The 13913-nt window shown below is 64.8% G+C and carries 12 protein-coding genes; 6 read left to right on the top strand and 6 right to left on the bottom strand.

The genetic code is table 11. The features are described 5' to 3' along the window. Positions 1-5: 5 nt before the first annotated feature. Together PCJ49_RS03110 and PCJ49_RS03115 are read left to right on the top strand one after the other, a co-directional pair. On the top strand, positions 6-779 hold the full coding sequence (locus tag PCJ49_RS03110; RefSeq protein ID WP_269909665.1) for a MetQ/NlpA family ABC transporter substrate-binding protein: 774 nt from the start codon (positions 6-8) through the stop codon (positions 777-779). A 143-nt stretch (positions 780-922) separates the two neighbouring features. Beyond that, the gene (locus PCJ49_RS03115; RefSeq protein WP_269909666.1) at positions 923-2914 is read left to right on the top strand and encodes an EAL domain-containing protein; all 1992 of its coding nucleotides are present in this window, start codon (positions 923-925) and stop codon (positions 2912-2914) included. 40 nt (positions 2915-2954) lie between these two features. On the opposite strand, the gene PCJ49_RS03120 is transcribed toward PCJ49_RS03115, so the two are convergent. Then, positions 2955-4742, bottom strand: coding sequence for a di-heme-cytochrome C peroxidase (locus tag PCJ49_RS03120; RefSeq protein WP_269909667.1), 1788 nt, complete (start codon positions 4740-4742; stop codon positions 2955-2957). Between the two features lie 98 nt (positions 4743-4840). Then, entirely contained in the window at positions 4841-5914 is a 1074-nt protein-coding gene (locus tag PCJ49_RS03125) for a citrate synthase/methylcitrate synthase (protein WP_269909668.1), read from the bottom strand. Positions 5915-6004: 90 nt separating this feature from the next. Here PCJ49_RS03125 and PCJ49_RS03130 point away from each other — a divergent pair, with 90 nt between their 5' ends. After that, a complete protein-coding gene (locus tag PCJ49_RS03130) occupies positions 6005-7201 on the top strand; it encodes a citrate synthase family protein (RefSeq protein WP_269909669.1) in 1197 nt (398 codons plus the stop codon). Positions 7202-7256: 55 nt separating this feature from the next. Next, entirely contained in the window at positions 7257-7694 is a 438-nt protein-coding gene (locus PCJ49_RS03135; RefSeq protein WP_269909670.1) for a YkvA family protein, read from the top strand. Between the two features lie 159 nt (positions 7695-7853). Here PCJ49_RS03135 and PCJ49_RS03140 read toward each other — a convergent pair whose 3' ends face one another. Next, positions 7854-8726 carry a LysR family transcriptional regulator gene (locus PCJ49_RS03140; RefSeq protein ID WP_269909671.1) on the bottom strand — a complete coding sequence of 291 codons (873 nt, stop codon included), beginning with the start codon at positions 8724-8726 and terminating at the stop codon, positions 7854-7856. A gap of 98 nt (positions 8727-8824) precedes the next feature. Here PCJ49_RS03140 and PCJ49_RS03145 point away from each other — a divergent pair, with 98 nt between their 5' ends. Continuing rightward, on the top strand, positions 8825-10015 hold the full coding sequence (locus PCJ49_RS03145; RefSeq protein ID WP_269909672.1) for an MFS transporter: 1191 nt from the start codon (positions 8825-8827) through the stop codon (positions 10013-10015). Positions 10016-10022: 7 nt separating this feature from the next. On the opposite strand, the gene mog is transcribed toward PCJ49_RS03145, so the two are convergent. The 3 genes from mog to PCJ49_RS03160 form a co-directional block, all read right to left on the bottom strand. Then, complete coding sequence (gene mog, locus PCJ49_RS03150) at positions 10023-10556, bottom strand: molybdopterin adenylyltransferase (protein WP_269909673.1); 534 nt, start codon at positions 10554-10556, stop codon at positions 10023-10025. Between the two features lie 107 nt (positions 10557-10663). Further along, complete coding sequence (locus tag PCJ49_RS03155; protein WP_269909674.1) at positions 10664-12703, bottom strand: TonB-dependent receptor; 2040 nt, start codon at positions 12701-12703, stop codon at positions 10664-10666. Between the two features lie 103 nt (positions 12704-12806). Then, positions 12807-13157, bottom strand: a complete 351-nt coding sequence (locus tag PCJ49_RS03160; protein WP_269909675.1) for a hypothetical protein — start codon at positions 13155-13157, stop codon at positions 12807-12809. A gap of 273 nt (positions 13158-13430) precedes the next feature. Between PCJ49_RS03160 and PCJ49_RS03165 the strand changes: the two genes are divergently transcribed. Then, a complete protein-coding gene (locus tag PCJ49_RS03165) occupies positions 13431-13913 on the top strand; it encodes a cytochrome c (RefSeq protein ID WP_269909676.1) in 483 nt (160 codons plus the stop codon).

The raw sequence follows: 13913 nt of genomic DNA on the forward strand, positions 1-13913 counted from the left end.
CATCCATGCGCATCCTGGCCCTGCTGGCGCTTGCCGCCGCCTTTGCCCTGCCCGCCCAGGCGGAGAAAATCCGCGTCGGCGTCACCCCCGGCCCGCACGCCCAGATCATGGAAAAGGTGCGCGATCAAGCCAAGGCGACGGGGCTGGAGATCGAGATCCTGGAATTCAGCGATTATGTGGTGCCGAATGAGGCACTGGCCAGCGGCGATCTGGATGCCAACAGCTTCCAGCACCAGCCCTATCTGGATAACCAGATTGCCGACCGGGGCTATAAGCTGGTTTCTGTCGCCAAGACCGTAACCTTCCCGCTAGGCCTGTTCTCCGCCAAGCTGAAAAGCCTGGAGGCACTGCCGGCCAAGGCCAAGGTTGCCATCCCCAACGATCCCACCAATGGCGGTCGCGCCCTGATCCTGCTGGCGCACCAGGGCTTGATCAAGCTGCGCGACGGGGCCGGGCTGGCCGCCACGCCGCTGGATATCACCGACAATCCGAAGAACCTGCGCATCGTGGAACTGGATGCTGCCCAGTTGCCGCGCAGCCTGAATGACGTGGATATTGCCGCCATCAACGGCAATTACGCGCTGGAAGCCGGGCTGGACCCGACCAAGGATGCGCTGGCGCGGGAGGCCGCCGATGGCCCCTACGCCAATGTGATTGCCGTGAAGGCGGCGGACAAAGACAAGCCCTGGGTGAAATCCCTGATTGCAGCCTATCAGAGCCCGGCAGTGAAGCAATTCGTGGTCGATACATTCAAGGGTGCGCTGGTGCCTGCCTGGTGACGCGAAGATTTAACACATCCGACCTCACCTTAAGGATATTGTCGCCCCGGTGAATTCCCGTCCCCTGCAACATAAGGTAGGAAGATTGGGAATGGCAGAATGATCGGGCGACTGTGGCCTCTGGAACGCTCAAAAGCCTGACGATGCGTCAGGCGCTGCTGATCTTGTTGAGCGCGGTCTGCATCGGTGTGGTGCTGACCGCGACAGAGGCCGCCTTTACCGTTCACCGCAAGCAGACAGCGGCACAGAGCCAGCTGGTTCAGATCATGAACCTGCTGGAAGGCCCCAGCCGCAACGCCTTGTGGAACCTGGACCAGACCCTGGCCGACAGCATCTTTGGCGCCGCCACCGCCCTGGAATCGGTGGGGCGGGTGGAAATCCACGATGTTTCCGGCACCATGTTCGCTGCCACCGGCGAAAAGCCGGCCATGGTCAGCGATTTCCGCCGCCGTATGATCGCGCCCTATATGACCGCCGAACGGACCCTGACCCGTCCCGGCGGAACGGAGGTGATCGGCCGTCTGGTGCTTTATCTGAAACCGGACAGCTTTATTCAGGATGCGCGGGCCACGATCCTGGGATCGGTGCTGCTGGGGCTGACGCGTAATCTGCTGCTGGCCCTGCTGCTCTCGGTGATTTTCCACCTGTTCCTGACCCGGCCGCTGATCAAGCTGGGCCGCGACCTGATTCGCGTGCGGCCGGACAGTCCGCTGGCCAACCCTATTCGGGTGCCCCGGTTCCATGAAAATGACGAGCTGGGCTATGTGGCCTCCCGCATCAATGAATTGTTGGCCCAGCTGCACCGGTCTCAATCGGATTTGCGGCAGCTGGCCACGCGCGACCCGCTGACCAACATGCCCAACCGGGTTTTGATGACTGAGTCCCTGAATGGTGCCGTAGAACGGGCGCGACAGAGTGGCCGGGCGTTGGCGGTGATCTTTCTGGACCTGGACCGGTTCAAACATGTCAATGACAGCCTGGGCCACGCCATTGGCGATGCGCTGCTGCGACAGGTGGCCGAGCGGTTGCAGGAAAATCTGCCCCCCGGCCATCTGGCTGGCCGGCTGGGTGGCGACGAATTCCTGATCGTGCTGGAAAGCATGGACAGCGCAGACGAGGTCACCAACCTCGCCCGTCGCTTGTTGAACGCGCTGACACGCGCTTACACCATTGACGGGCAGATTTTGCATGTCGGCGCCAGCGCCGGTATCGCCATGTATCCGGGCGACGGGGAAGACAGCGTTTCGCTGATGCGGCACGCCGATGTGGCCATGTATGCCGCCAAGGCGATGGGTGGCGGCACCTTCAAATTCTTCGACCGGGCGATGACCGAACGGGCGATGATCATCCTGCGCACCGAGGCCAGCCTGCGCGATGCCCTGGCCGATGATGCGCTGCATATCCATTATCAGCCCAAGATAGATCTGGAGACCGGCTGTGTCGCCGGGGCGGAGGCGCTGGTGCGCTGGAACCATGCCGGCCGCATGATCTCCCCGGCGGAATTCATCCCCATTGCGGAGGAAACCGGCCTGATCATCGATCTGGGCTATTGGGTGCTGACACAGGTTTGCCGCGACACCGCCTCCTGGCACCGGCGGCTGCCGGGGCTGAGCATCGCCGTCAATGTTTCCGCCCGCCAGCTGGCAGAGCGGGACTTCGCCGACCGTGCCATTGCCATCGTACGGCGGGCCGGGCTGTCGCCTGCCATGTTCACGCTGGAAGTGACGGAATCGGTGGTGATGCGCGATGTCGCCAATCAGATGGTTGTGCTGAACGCGCTGCGGCTGGCCGGTTTCCGCATCGCCGTGGATGATTTCGGTACGGGCTATTCCTCCCTCTCCTATCTGCGGCAATTGCCGGTGACGATGCTGAAAATCGACCGCAGCTTCGTCAATGATGTGCCGGGTGATGCCGCCATCGCCGCCACCGTCATTGCGCTCGGCAAAAAGCTGGGCCTGACCACGGTGGCCGAAGGGGTGGAAACCCAGGAACAATATGACTGGCTGCGTCAGGAAGGCTGTGATCAGGCCCAGGGCTATCTGATCTCCCGCCCCATTCCGGCGGTCCGGTTTGAAAAGGAATTCATCGATCCCAATGCCGGCCCCACCCTGCGACTGGTTGGGGCGGTGGAATAAAAATACGGGTGCCGGCGGAAACCGGCACCCGCGCTGCTGATCAACCCTTGGTCAGCTTTTCCCACCATTTTGCTTGCGACTGGCAGGCATAGCTGTCACCCCAATTGGCATCCACCGGCTCCAGCGGGGTCGGCGGCATGTCGTCCATGGCCTTCAGATATTCAATGATGGCCCGGCGTTCCTCGGGCGACAGGGCGCGGCCGATGACGCCGGGGCCGGTTTTGTCGCTGAACAGGTGACCGCTATTGGCATTGCCGGTCTTGCCCGTCTCCAGCTCGAACCCGCCCTTGATCTTGGTGGTGACATAGCCCAGCGTCGCCGGGTCATATTCATAACTGCCCAGCCAGAAGCTTTTGGAGCGTTCAGCCAGCGGGCTCAGCAGTTCATAGACATTGGGCACAGCCCCGTTATGCAGATAGGGCGGTGTCGCCCAGACACCATCCAGCGGCCGGGCCTTGTAGGCGCAGGGAGCGCGAACAAGGTTTTCCCGGCCGAACCCGTCATAGTCCTGACGCTGCTGTTCATTCAGACCCAGCAGATCATAGGCGCGATCCTTGACCCCGGTGGTCACCACATAAAGCCCCGTTGCCGGATCAATATCACCGGGTTTGCCGGTCAGTTTCGTGGGATCGACCACCGTGTCGGCGAAGTTGCCGGCGGCCGTCGGGTCTGTGCCGATCCGTTCCAGCGGCACCATGGTGACCGCCCATTTCGCCTTCTCGTTCTGGCCTTCCTTGATCGGGCGCGGGGCATGGCAGTGGGAACAATTTTCTTCAAACAGGGCGCGGCCCTGTTCGGCCTTGGCCTGATCATAGGCGCCGAAGATCGCCGCCGGCCATTTCGGCGCGGTCAGATGCCACAGCCGTTCCTCAATATCCTTCAAATTCGTCACCGGGATGGAGCTGTCCCAATTGTCCGGCTGGGGAATCGGGTCCCCGTTGACGGTGACGAAATTGGTGCGCGCCCGCACGCCCAAGGCCTCCCCGACATTGCGGGCCATGGGCTGATGCACGGAGCCATTATACTGCACCCAGTCGAACTTCCAGATATCCCACAGATAGGGGAAGTTCACCGGCGCATCGGCGGTGCGGTAATTTTCCGGCTGATGCAGATCATCACCGAACACCGTATTGCCGATGCGGCCCAGCGCATCCAGCCGGGTGAAACCTTCCTTGGTGGGGTAGATATCCTTGGTGAAACTATACCAGACCGTGGCGATGGCCTTATGCGCGGCGGCCTTGAAGGCCGCCTTCAGCACGGTATAGGCCCCCTCATCCTCATACCGGTCGCCCAGCACCGATTTGGCAAAGCGCCGCCATTTGAAGGGGTTATAATAGGTTTCGATCAGCGTCAGGCCAAAGGCGCTGGAAAAGCCGGTAACATCGGCCCCCGCCTGCCCACCACTGACCCGGAAGGCCGTGCCCTTGTAGCTGAGCTGCCCCGTATGGCAGGCGGCACAGGTGAAGCCGACCACCGGCCCCATCCCCTTATCCTTGGGCGGCCCCTGGTCATTATTGACGGCAAAGCCCACCGGGAGGCCCAGCGGGTTGCGCTGGGTCACCGCCTGCGGCAGGAAACCCAGCTGGTACAGGAAGCCGCTATCCGACAATTTGTCGGTGCTGAAGGGACGTTCCAGGGCCATGAACCAGGATACCGGCGCGATCACCGTGCCCTGGGCGGTGTAATCATAGAAGTCGCGGTCCTCCGCGCTCCACCCCTGTTCAGCCCAGACCACCTTTTCCACCGGGCGATCCGGCAATTCCCCCCCGCAACCGGCCAGGACTGATAAGGCAGCCCCGGCCAGCAACATCTTCCCCCATGCCCGCATCTTTTCCCCCTCGCGGCGAATTTCTATCCGTACAACCTATGCCATAGGTTGTTTTGCAACGAAATTGAAATCGCTAAGCGGGAGCGGGGGATAGGCGGTCAGGCAGCCACCGCAACCGGGCCGATATAGCGCGATTGCGGGCGCATCAGGCGGCCGGTGGCCTCCTGCTCCATCACATGCGCCGCCCAGCCGGCCACCCTGCCCATAGCGAAAACCGGGGTGAACAGGTCACGCGGCAGGCCCACCGCATCCAGCAGCAGAGCGGTATAGAATTCGACATTGGTTTCCAGCGGCCGGTCGGGCCGGTGCTGACGCAGGGCGGCGATGGCCGCCGCCTCCACCTGTTCGGCCAATTGGATACGCGGGCTGGACAGCTGGCGGACGGCCGCCTTCAGCACCTCCGCCCTGGGGTCACGCACCCGGTAGATGCGGTGGCCAAAGCCCATCAACCGGCGGCCCGCCACCAGCTCCCCCGCCACCCAGGGGCCGGCATGGGCAGCATCGCCCACCGCATCCAGCATATCCAGCACCGGCCCCGGTGCGCCGCCATGCAGCGGGCCTTTCAGGGCGCAGAGCCCCGCCACAATGCTGGACACCATGCCGGCACGGGTGGAGGCCACGATACGCGCGGCGAAGGTAGACGCGTTCAAGCCATGGTCGCTGACCGTCACCAGATAGGTATCCAGGGCGCGGGCCAGCGCCGCGTCGACCACGTCCCCCGTCACCATACGCAGGAAATCCGCCGCATGGCCCCGGCTGGCATCTGGCGCCACCGGGGCCAGACCCTGCGACTGGCGGTGCTGGGCGGCAATGAACACGGGCACCGCCGCCGTCACCAGGATGGCGGCATCCTCTTCCATCGCGTCGGGCAGGCCGGACAGCATCAGCCGCAGCCCCTCCACCGGGGTCAGCCCCTGGGTGCCGGGCAGCAGCCGGGGCACCAGCGCCCAGGCCGCCAGCCGCGCCCGGCCCAGATGCTGGCGGATGCTGGCCTCCCCCTGATCGGCCAGCGGGTGGAAACCGCGCCAGAGCAGCGCCGTCACCCCTTCGAAATCCAGGCTGGCCGCTGCGCGCTCCACCGGCAGGCCGCGCAGCACCAGCACCCCGGCCGCGCCATCGACATGGCTCAACACCGTTTCCGCCGCCACCACGCCATCCAGACCGATATTCATGACATCCTCCAACAATGAAACCTTGATCGCTGGACAGTGTCGGATCAGCGTGCATATATGGTCAATCTTGATTGAATTGATCAATATATCATGAACAATCCCCTGACCCTGAGTGCCAAGGAAGCCGCTGCCGAGCTGGGCGTCAGCCTCGCCACCCTTTACGCCTATGTCAGCCGGGGCCTGATCCGGTCGGAGGCAACGGGCGGCGGGCGGACGCGGCTTTACCGGGCCGATGATGTACATGCGCTGGTGGCCCGCCGCGACCGCCCCGCCGATGCCACGCCCGACCGGGCGCTGGATTGGGGCGCGCCGGTGCTGGAATCCTCCATCACCCTGATCACCGGCGGCGGGCTTTACTACCGGGGCCGCGACGCCACGGCCCTGGCGCAGGAATCCAGCCTGGAAACTGTGGCCGGCCTGTTGTGGGAGTGCGCGGAAGATGCCTTTGCCGGGGAAGCGCCGCCGCCCCTGCCCGTCCTGGCCGCGCAATTGCCCGCCGCGATGGACCCGCTGGACCGGCTGCTGACCCTGTTGCCGCTGGCGGGGGCGGCGGATTTGAAGGCGGTGAACCGCACCCCGGCGGGGCTGGCCCGCACCGGGGCACGCATCCTGCGGCTGACCGGGGCGGTGCTGACCGGGACCGCGCCGACCCGCCAGCCGCTGCACCAGATGCTGGCGGACGCCTGGGGCGTGCGGGAGGCGACGGCGCAGGCGCTGATCCGCGCCACGCTGGTGCTGTGCGCGGATCATGAATTGAACGCGTCGGCCTTTACCGTGCGCTGTGTCGCCTCCACCGGGGCCAACCCCTATGCCTGCATATCCGCCGGGATCGGTGCCTTGCGCGGCCCCCGCCATGGCGGGGCAACGGGGCTGGTAGCGGCCCTGCTGCCCCGCCTGCTGGATGGGCCGGAGACACCGGCCCAGGCCCTGGCCGCCCTGCTGGCGCGGGGGGAGGAGGCGCATGGCTTTGGCCATCCGCTTTATCCGGAAGGGGACATCAGGGCGCAATGGCTGTTGCGCCGGATGAAACAGGCCTGGCCGCAGGACCAGCGCCTGGCCCGCGCGCTGGAGTTGGCCCGTGCCGGCAAGGAGATTGCCGGCCTGCCCCCCACCATCGATTTCGCCCTGGTGCTGCTGGCCGACCGGCTGGGCCTGCCCGCCACGGCACCGCTGATCCTGTTCACCGTGGGGCGTACCGTCGGCTGGATGGCGCATCTGCTGGAACAGGTGCGCTCGCCCGTGCTGATCCGGCCACGGGCGCGTTACACTGGTATTCGGCCAGGGTGAAGGCTTGGCATCGCCCACCCCGGACCACATATGATGGGGAGAGGAGAGACGAGGGATGCCGCAACAGACACCCGAAATGGATCAGGCCGCCGAGGAGGCGCTGCGCGTCGATCCGCAGAAGCTGGTGCGTGACAGCAAACTGGTGCTGGCCCGCTTCTGGGTCAAGCTGCGTGACAATCTTGCCCGCATTCCCTTTGCGGAAAAGCTGATCGCCACTTTCTACGCCGCCACCGACCCGGCCACGCCGTTCCGCGCCAAAGCCATTCTGATGGGGGCGCTGGCCTATTTCATCATGCCGGTGGATATCATCCCCGATTTCATCGTCGGGCTGGGCTTCACCGATGATGCGGCGGTGCTGATGCTGGCCTTGCGGGCCGTCAGCACATCCATCCTGCCCCGCCACCATGATCAGGCCCGCGCCTGGCTGGTCAGCCACAAGGTCAGCCCGACGGATGAAGCGGAAATCCAGGCCGGGCCGGTGATTGAGAACTGAGTGTCTGTCCGGCAAGCTTTCTTTTTTCAAGCTCTTACGCGATTTAAGATTCTGTATCACCGTCACCCCGGCCTTCGCCGGGGTGACGGTGAGGATAAAGTAATGAATTGATAATAAACGAAAAAATTCCAAACAAGTCCAGAGGGAATGCTTCTGGTCTTACAGCCTCTCCTGCAAGGCGGCAATGAACAGCCGCACCTTGGGCGGGATCAGCCTGGGGCTGGGGGTGATGGCCCAGATGCCCCAGGGCTCCACCACCGCATCGGCCAGTTCCACTGGCACCAGGACGCCGGCCGCCACCTCCTGTGCGGCATTCCAGGCCGCCATGCAGGCGATGCCGGCCCCGGCGATACAGGCGGCCTGCACGGCATCAATGCTGTTGGCGGTCAACCGCCCCTCCATCCGATGGTGCAGCACCCGCCCATCAATCAGGAAATCCCAATAAGGCAAACTGGTCTGGATCAGACAATCATGCCCCGCCAGATCGGCCAAGGCGCGCGGGCAACCGCGTGCCGCCAGATAGGCGGGGGACGCGAAAAGCTGGCGGGCGCTGTCCCCCAGCCGGCGGGCCATCTGGCTGTTTTCCAGCGGCTTGCCAACGCGGATCGCCAGATCCACCCCATCAGCCGCCAGATCCAGCCGCAGATCGGTCACCACCAGTTCCACCCGCAAGGCTGGATGGGCAGCCAGGAAGGGCGGCAGCAACGGGGCAATCACCTTGCGGGCAAAGGCGCTGGACGCACTGACCCGCAGCAGGCCCGATGCGCCCAGCGCCTCCGGCCGCACGGCATCACGCGCGCCCGCCTCCCCCTCCAGCAGGGTGCGGGCATGGGGCAGAAACGCCTCCCCCGCGGTGGTCAGCGAAAGCGCGCGCGTGGTGCGGTGAACCAGCCGCACCCCCAATTCCGCCTCCAGCGCGGACAACCGGCGCGAGGCCACCATGGGGGCAATGCCCAGCCGCCGGGCGGCCGCGGCCAGACTGCCGCTGGCCACGGCCTCCACCAGAACCTCGGCATCGGTCAGGTTAATCATATCGCTTTCCGATAGGCTGGCATATCAATCCAACAAACTACCGCCAAATGTCGATATAATCCAGAGTGCACCCATGAATCGCTAACGGAGTGATCGTCATGGACAGCCAAGCAATGGCCGCCGGCCCCGTTCCCCAGGCACATCCGCTGAGCCGGACGCTGACCTTTGCCCTGGCGGCAGGGGCCGGGGTGGCGGCGGCCAATATCTATTATAACCAGCCCATGCTGGGGCTGATCGGCCAGGAATTGGGCGGCGGCGTCAGCATGGTGCCCACGGCGACGCAGCTGGGCTATGCCGCCGGCCTGTTCCTGCTGGTGCCGCTGGCCGACATGCTGGAACGCCGCGCCCTGGTGGTGGGCACCTTCCTGGCGCTGGCGCTGGCCCTGGCTGGGGCGGCCCTGGCACCGGGGGCCGGCGCGCTGATCGCGGCATCGCTGCTGATCGGACTGTTCAGCACCGTGGCGCAACAGATCGTGCCCTTTGCTGCCCATCTGGCCCCGGCACACAAGCGGGGTGCGGTGGTGGGCACGGTGATGTCCGGCCTGCTGACGGGCATCCTGCTCAGCCGCACCATCGCCGGGCTGGTGGCCAGCCATGGCGGCTGGCGCACCATGTTCTGGCTGGCCGTGCCGGTGGCGCTGGCCATGGCCGGCTGGATGGCCCTGCATCTGCCGAAAAGCCCGGCAGAGGGCCGGCTGCGCTATGGCACCATGCTGAAATCGCTGCTGCATCTGTGGCTGGAACTGCCGGCGCTGCGGCTGGCGGCCCTGACCCAGGCCCTGATGTTCGGTGCCTTCAGCGTGTTCTGGACCGTACTGGCCCTGCGCCTGCAGCAGCCGGATTACGCGCTGGGTGCCGATGTCGCCGGGCTGTTCGGTGTGTTGGGGCTGGTGGGCATCCTGGCCGCCCCGCTGTCCGGCCGGCTGGCCGACCGCGGCGGGCCGGCAACCGTGGTGCGGGCCGGTGCCGCCCTGACCCTGGCCGCCTGGGCGATCTTCGGTCTGTGGCAAAGCCTGACCGGGCTGGTGCTGGGGGTGGTCGTGCTGGATCTGGCGGTGCAGGCGGCCCTGATCTCCAACCAGCATATCGTCTTCTCCCTGCGGCCGCAGGCCCGCGCCCGGGTGAACACGCTGTTCATGGGCTCCATGTTCATCGGCGGTGGTTTTGGCTCGGCCGCCGCCATGCAGCTCTGGCCCCTGGCCGGCTGGGCGGGCGTCAGCCTTTTGGGCGTGGGCCTGTCACTGCTGGCCCTGCTGGCGCAATTGGCGGTGCGCAAACAGGAACGGTGAGCCCGGATTACGGGCCTACCGGGCGAAAGGCGCGGCAAATGGCCGGATCGGTATCCAGCCGTGCCGCGCCGATCAGGTCCAGGCAATAGGGAATGGCGGGGAACACCGCTTTCAGACACAGGTCAATGGCAGATGGCTTGCCCGGCAGGTTGACAATCAGCGACCGGCCGCGCAGCCCGGCCGTCTGGCGGGACAGGATGGCGGTGGGCACCTGTTTCAGGCTTTCCATCCGCATCAATTCGCCGAAACCCGGCAACAGCCGGTCGCACACCGCCTCCGTCGCCTCCGGCGTCACATCGCGCAGGGCGGGGCCGGTGCCGCCGGTGGTCACCACCAGACAGCAGCCATCATGATCGCAAAGCCCGGCCAGCACCGCCTCGATCACCGGGGCTTCATCGGGGACACAGCGCCGCAGTACCTGGAACGGGGTGGCCAGGATGGCACGCAGGCTCGCCTCCACGGCCGGGCCGCCCTTATCCTCATAAAGGCCCTGGCTGGCCCGGTCGGAAATGGTCAGGATGCCGATACGGGGTTGGCTCATCTTCATACTCCTGGGGCAAAACGGCCGGGGTCGCCCGGCCGCACTGACCCTACCCATGACAGAATTGACCCACCGGCACCTTGCGGCGGGTCAATTCCGGCCCCGGATCAGAAGCGCAGGTTCACCGTGCCATAGAAGGCGCGGCCATCGCCGGGCGAATGCAAGCTCTGCGCCCCATCCCACCAGACATATTCATAATCCGTGTCCGTCAGGTTCTTGACCTGCAAGGACAGGTCGACATTGTCATTCAGACGGTAGGTGATTTCAGCGGCCAGCAGCACATAATCCCCGAACTTGCCGGTGCTGTTGGTCTGTTCCAGATAATAACGGCTCTGGCCATTGGCGGAGAGGGACAGGGTGATATCGTCCGCCGCCTGCACATCGATCCCACCGGAGAACAAACGCGCCGGGATGTGGTCAATGCGCTTGCCCCGGCTGGCGGGGTTGGCCGGGTCCGGCGTTTCGATCACCGCCCGCTGCCAGGCCATGGCCATCCAGAATTCCAGCCAGCCCAGCGGGCGGAGATTGACCTGGGCATCCACCCCTTCTCGCTTGGTGCCGCCCAGATTGTCGAAATCGCCCAGCGGGTCGTTCAGCTTGCGCTTCACCTCCCCCGTCGCCGTCTGCTCCCAATAGGCCAGCCGGCTTTCCAGCCAGCGGGCCGGGGCATATTTCACCCCCGTTTCCCAACCTTCATTGGTGGAAGGCGCCAGATCGGTCACGCGCGGCGGGATTTTATAGGCACCCGATCCGGCACCGATCTGGAAGGTGCGGCCCCAATTGGCATAAAGCGTCACCCCGCCGCCGGCCGCCAGGGCGGCGCTGATTTTCGGCTGTTTGATGTTGCCATAATCATTGACGCTGTAATCGCGCCCGGTCAGCCCGTCATGGAAATCGCCTTCCACCTTGTCCACCCGATAGGCGGGCACGATGGTCAGATAATCGGTGGGCTGGATCACCGCCTGCACATAGGCGCCATACACATCCAGATCGAATGTCTGGTCACGGGTCTGGCGCACCCGCTGGCGCCGCAGCGTCTGAAACCGCCGGCTTTCATTATCCTGAATCTGGAAATCGCCGCCGGCTTCCAGCATCACGCTGTGCAGGCCGATATCCGGCAGATGGTAATGGATGGCAGCGATGCCGCCCCATTGCCATTCATCGGCCACCCGTTCCTGCTGGGCGACATTGGCGGAATATTGCACCCAGCGTTCATCCTTCAGCCGGTTGAGATAGGCCTTGGCGGTGGCCCCCAGATGGTCACCCAGATCAAGGTCCAGATGCAGGCTGGCCTGCGCCGTCTCCCGCTCCCCCTTGTCGCTGTCGGAGAAACGGTAGGATTGCGTGGGGCTGCTGGCCGCATCCGCCCGCGTCAGATAGCCCGGCTCCTGCGCCTCATGGCGGCCATAGCGGATGCTGGCACCGACGCGGCTGTCACCATCGCCCAGCCGGTAGAACCATTTCGCCGATGCCGCCCCGCGTTCGGCCTTGCCGTGGTCGCGGTAACCATCGGTATGGCGGAAGGCGGCCATATAATTCTGGCTCAGCCGGTCGCCCTCAAAACCGGCCACGCTTTGCAGATCGATGGTGCCGAAACTGCCGACAGTGGCACGGGCGCGGCGGTAATTGCCACCGGTCAGGGTGCGCATGTCGGCGCTGCCGGCAATGGCATTCAGGCCCCAGCGCGGATCATTGGTACCGCGCACGGTTTCAATGGATGCCAGTTCCAACGGGAAGACGGCATCAATGAAGGGCATATTGCCATCATTGCTGTTGCTGGGAATGCCATCAATCAGCAGCTTCACGGCATTGATCTCCCCTTCACCATTGAAACCGCGGAAGGAGAATTTGCCCGATGAGGTGCCCTGGTTGAAATCAGTCAACAGCACGCCCGGCATCCGGCCCAGCAGTTCCCAGCTGTTATCCACGACCTGCCGTTCCAGCTGATCAGCCCCCAGCAGATCGACGGAGCTGTAAAGATTGCTGCTGGAACGGGCCATGCGCTGGGCGGTCACCACCACCTCGCCGATGGTGAAGCTGGAATCGGCACTCTGCGCGGTGGCGATTCCGGCCCCTGCCAGGGACAGGGACAAGGCGATAAGCGAGCCGCAACCCAGCAGGCTGGCGCGGGGGGACAGGTTTTTCATGATGTCAACTCAAGCGTCATGGTGCGGAACAGGCGCACATGGCCGTTCCGGCGGGCCGGCATTGACCGGCCGCATGATGGAAATTATCGTGGCGATGGAATGGTCAGGCGGCTGTCCCGGCCGGCGGCCCCCGGGCCAGCCGGTGGCCCAGCGGGGCCGCATGGGCCAGCACCGGTGCCGCCGCCAGCCGCAGCCGGACAGGCTGCCAGATTGTAGCCGGGGCCAATGCCGCCAGTGGCGGCGGCGCGATAAAGGCTTGCCCAACCACCAGGGCAAAGGGGCAGGCGGCCGCCATGGCCGCCCCATCCCCGCCGCTGCCATCGCCCTGACCGGGCACGGTCCCGCGGCAGATCACCAGCCCCGGCCCGCCCGCCGCCCAGCCAGCCAGATCCGGCATCATCCCGGTGGGGATGATCACCCGAAACAGCAGGATCAGCAGAAGAAGATGGCGCATCACCAGGGGGGCCTGTGGGGAAAAGGGCATTGATGTTTACAGGGCCGTCCGGCCCGGATCATCCCATCAATGGCAGATAAAACACCCCAAGATGTTGATCCAGGTCAAGTTTCTTCCAGCAGGAAGATTAATACCCACGCCCGCAGGGCGACCAATGCCAGGGCAAAAGCCCGGCTGTTTGCGCCGTGGCAACGTTCGCGACCGTTAAAGCCCGTAGCTGTGACCGTGACCTCGACATCGGCCTTCGATGGACCAGCAACGGGAGAGCACAGCATGTCGTCAACCCATGAACCGCATCGGCCACCGGTCGAGCGATTCAGCAAATCGGCCGCCCGGAACATATTTTACGGCGGATCGGTCTTCTTCTTCGCCATCTTCATCGGCCTGACCGCGCAGAGCCATTGGCACATCCTCACCAAATCCACCGATGAGGCGACGATGAGCGCCGGCGTGCTGCGCGGCAAGCATGTCTGGGAAAAGAATTCCTGCATCAATTGCCATTCGATCCTGGGGGAAGGGGCCTATTTCGCGCCGGAACTGGGCAATGTCTGGGTTCGGTTTGGCGGGCGCACCGATCCGCAATCCGCCCGTGAAGGGCTGATCGCCTGGATGCAGTCGCAGCCATCCGGCATCGAAGGGCGGCGCCAGATGCCGCAATTCCATCTCAGCGATCAGGAACTCAACGATCTCATCGATTTCCTGGAATGGACCAGCCGCATCAAAACCCAGGGCTGGCCGCCCAATGATGCCGGCTGA

Origin of the sequence: Niveispirillum sp. BGYR6 (assembly GCF_027568365.1) — a bacterium.
Taxonomy (GTDB): domain Bacteria; phylum Pseudomonadota; class Alphaproteobacteria; order Azospirillales; family Azospirillaceae; genus Niveispirillum.

Bases quoted from the DNA above. Each gene is read 5' to 3' on its own strand.
- PCJ49_RS03110 (WP_269909665.1), top strand. From the start codon at position 6: ATGCGCATCCTGGCCCTGCTGGCGCTTGCCGCCGCCTTTGCCCTGCCC.
- PCJ49_RS03115 (WP_269909666.1), top strand. From the start codon at position 923: ATGCGTCAGGCGCTGCTGATCTTGTTGAGCGCGGTCTGCATCGGTGTG.
- PCJ49_RS03120 (WP_269909667.1), bottom strand. From the start codon at position 4,742: ATGCGGGCATGGGGGAAGATGTTGCTGGCCGGGGCTGCCTTATCAGTC.
- PCJ49_RS03125 (WP_269909668.1), bottom strand. From the start codon at position 5,914: ATGAATATCGGTCTGGATGGCGTGGTGGCGGCGGAAACGGTGTTGAGC.
- PCJ49_RS03130 (WP_269909669.1), top strand. From the start codon at position 6,005: ATGAACAATCCCCTGACCCTGAGTGCCAAGGAAGCCGCTGCCGAGCTG.
- PCJ49_RS03135 (WP_269909670.1), top strand. From the start codon at position 7,257: ATGCCGCAACAGACACCCGAAATGGATCAGGCCGCCGAGGAGGCGCTG.
- PCJ49_RS03140 (WP_269909671.1), bottom strand. From the start codon at position 8,726: ATGATTAACCTGACCGATGCCGAGGTTCTGGTGGAGGCCGTGGCCAGC.
- PCJ49_RS03145 (WP_269909672.1), top strand. From the start codon at position 8,825: ATGGACAGCCAAGCAATGGCCGCCGGCCCCGTTCCCCAGGCACATCCG.
- mog (WP_269909673.1), bottom strand. From the start codon at position 10,556: ATGAGCCAACCCCGTATCGGCATCCTGACCATTTCCGACCGGGCCAGC.
- PCJ49_RS03155 (WP_269909674.1), bottom strand. From the start codon at position 12,703: ATGAAAAACCTGTCCCCCCGCGCCAGCCTGCTGGGTTGCGGCTCGCTT.
- PCJ49_RS03160 (WP_269909675.1), bottom strand. From the start codon at position 13,157: ATGCGCCATCTTCTTCTGCTGATCCTGCTGTTTCGGGTGATCATCCCC.
- PCJ49_RS03165 (WP_269909676.1), top strand. From the start codon at position 13,431: ATGTCGTCAACCCATGAACCGCATCGGCCACCGGTCGAGCGATTCAGC.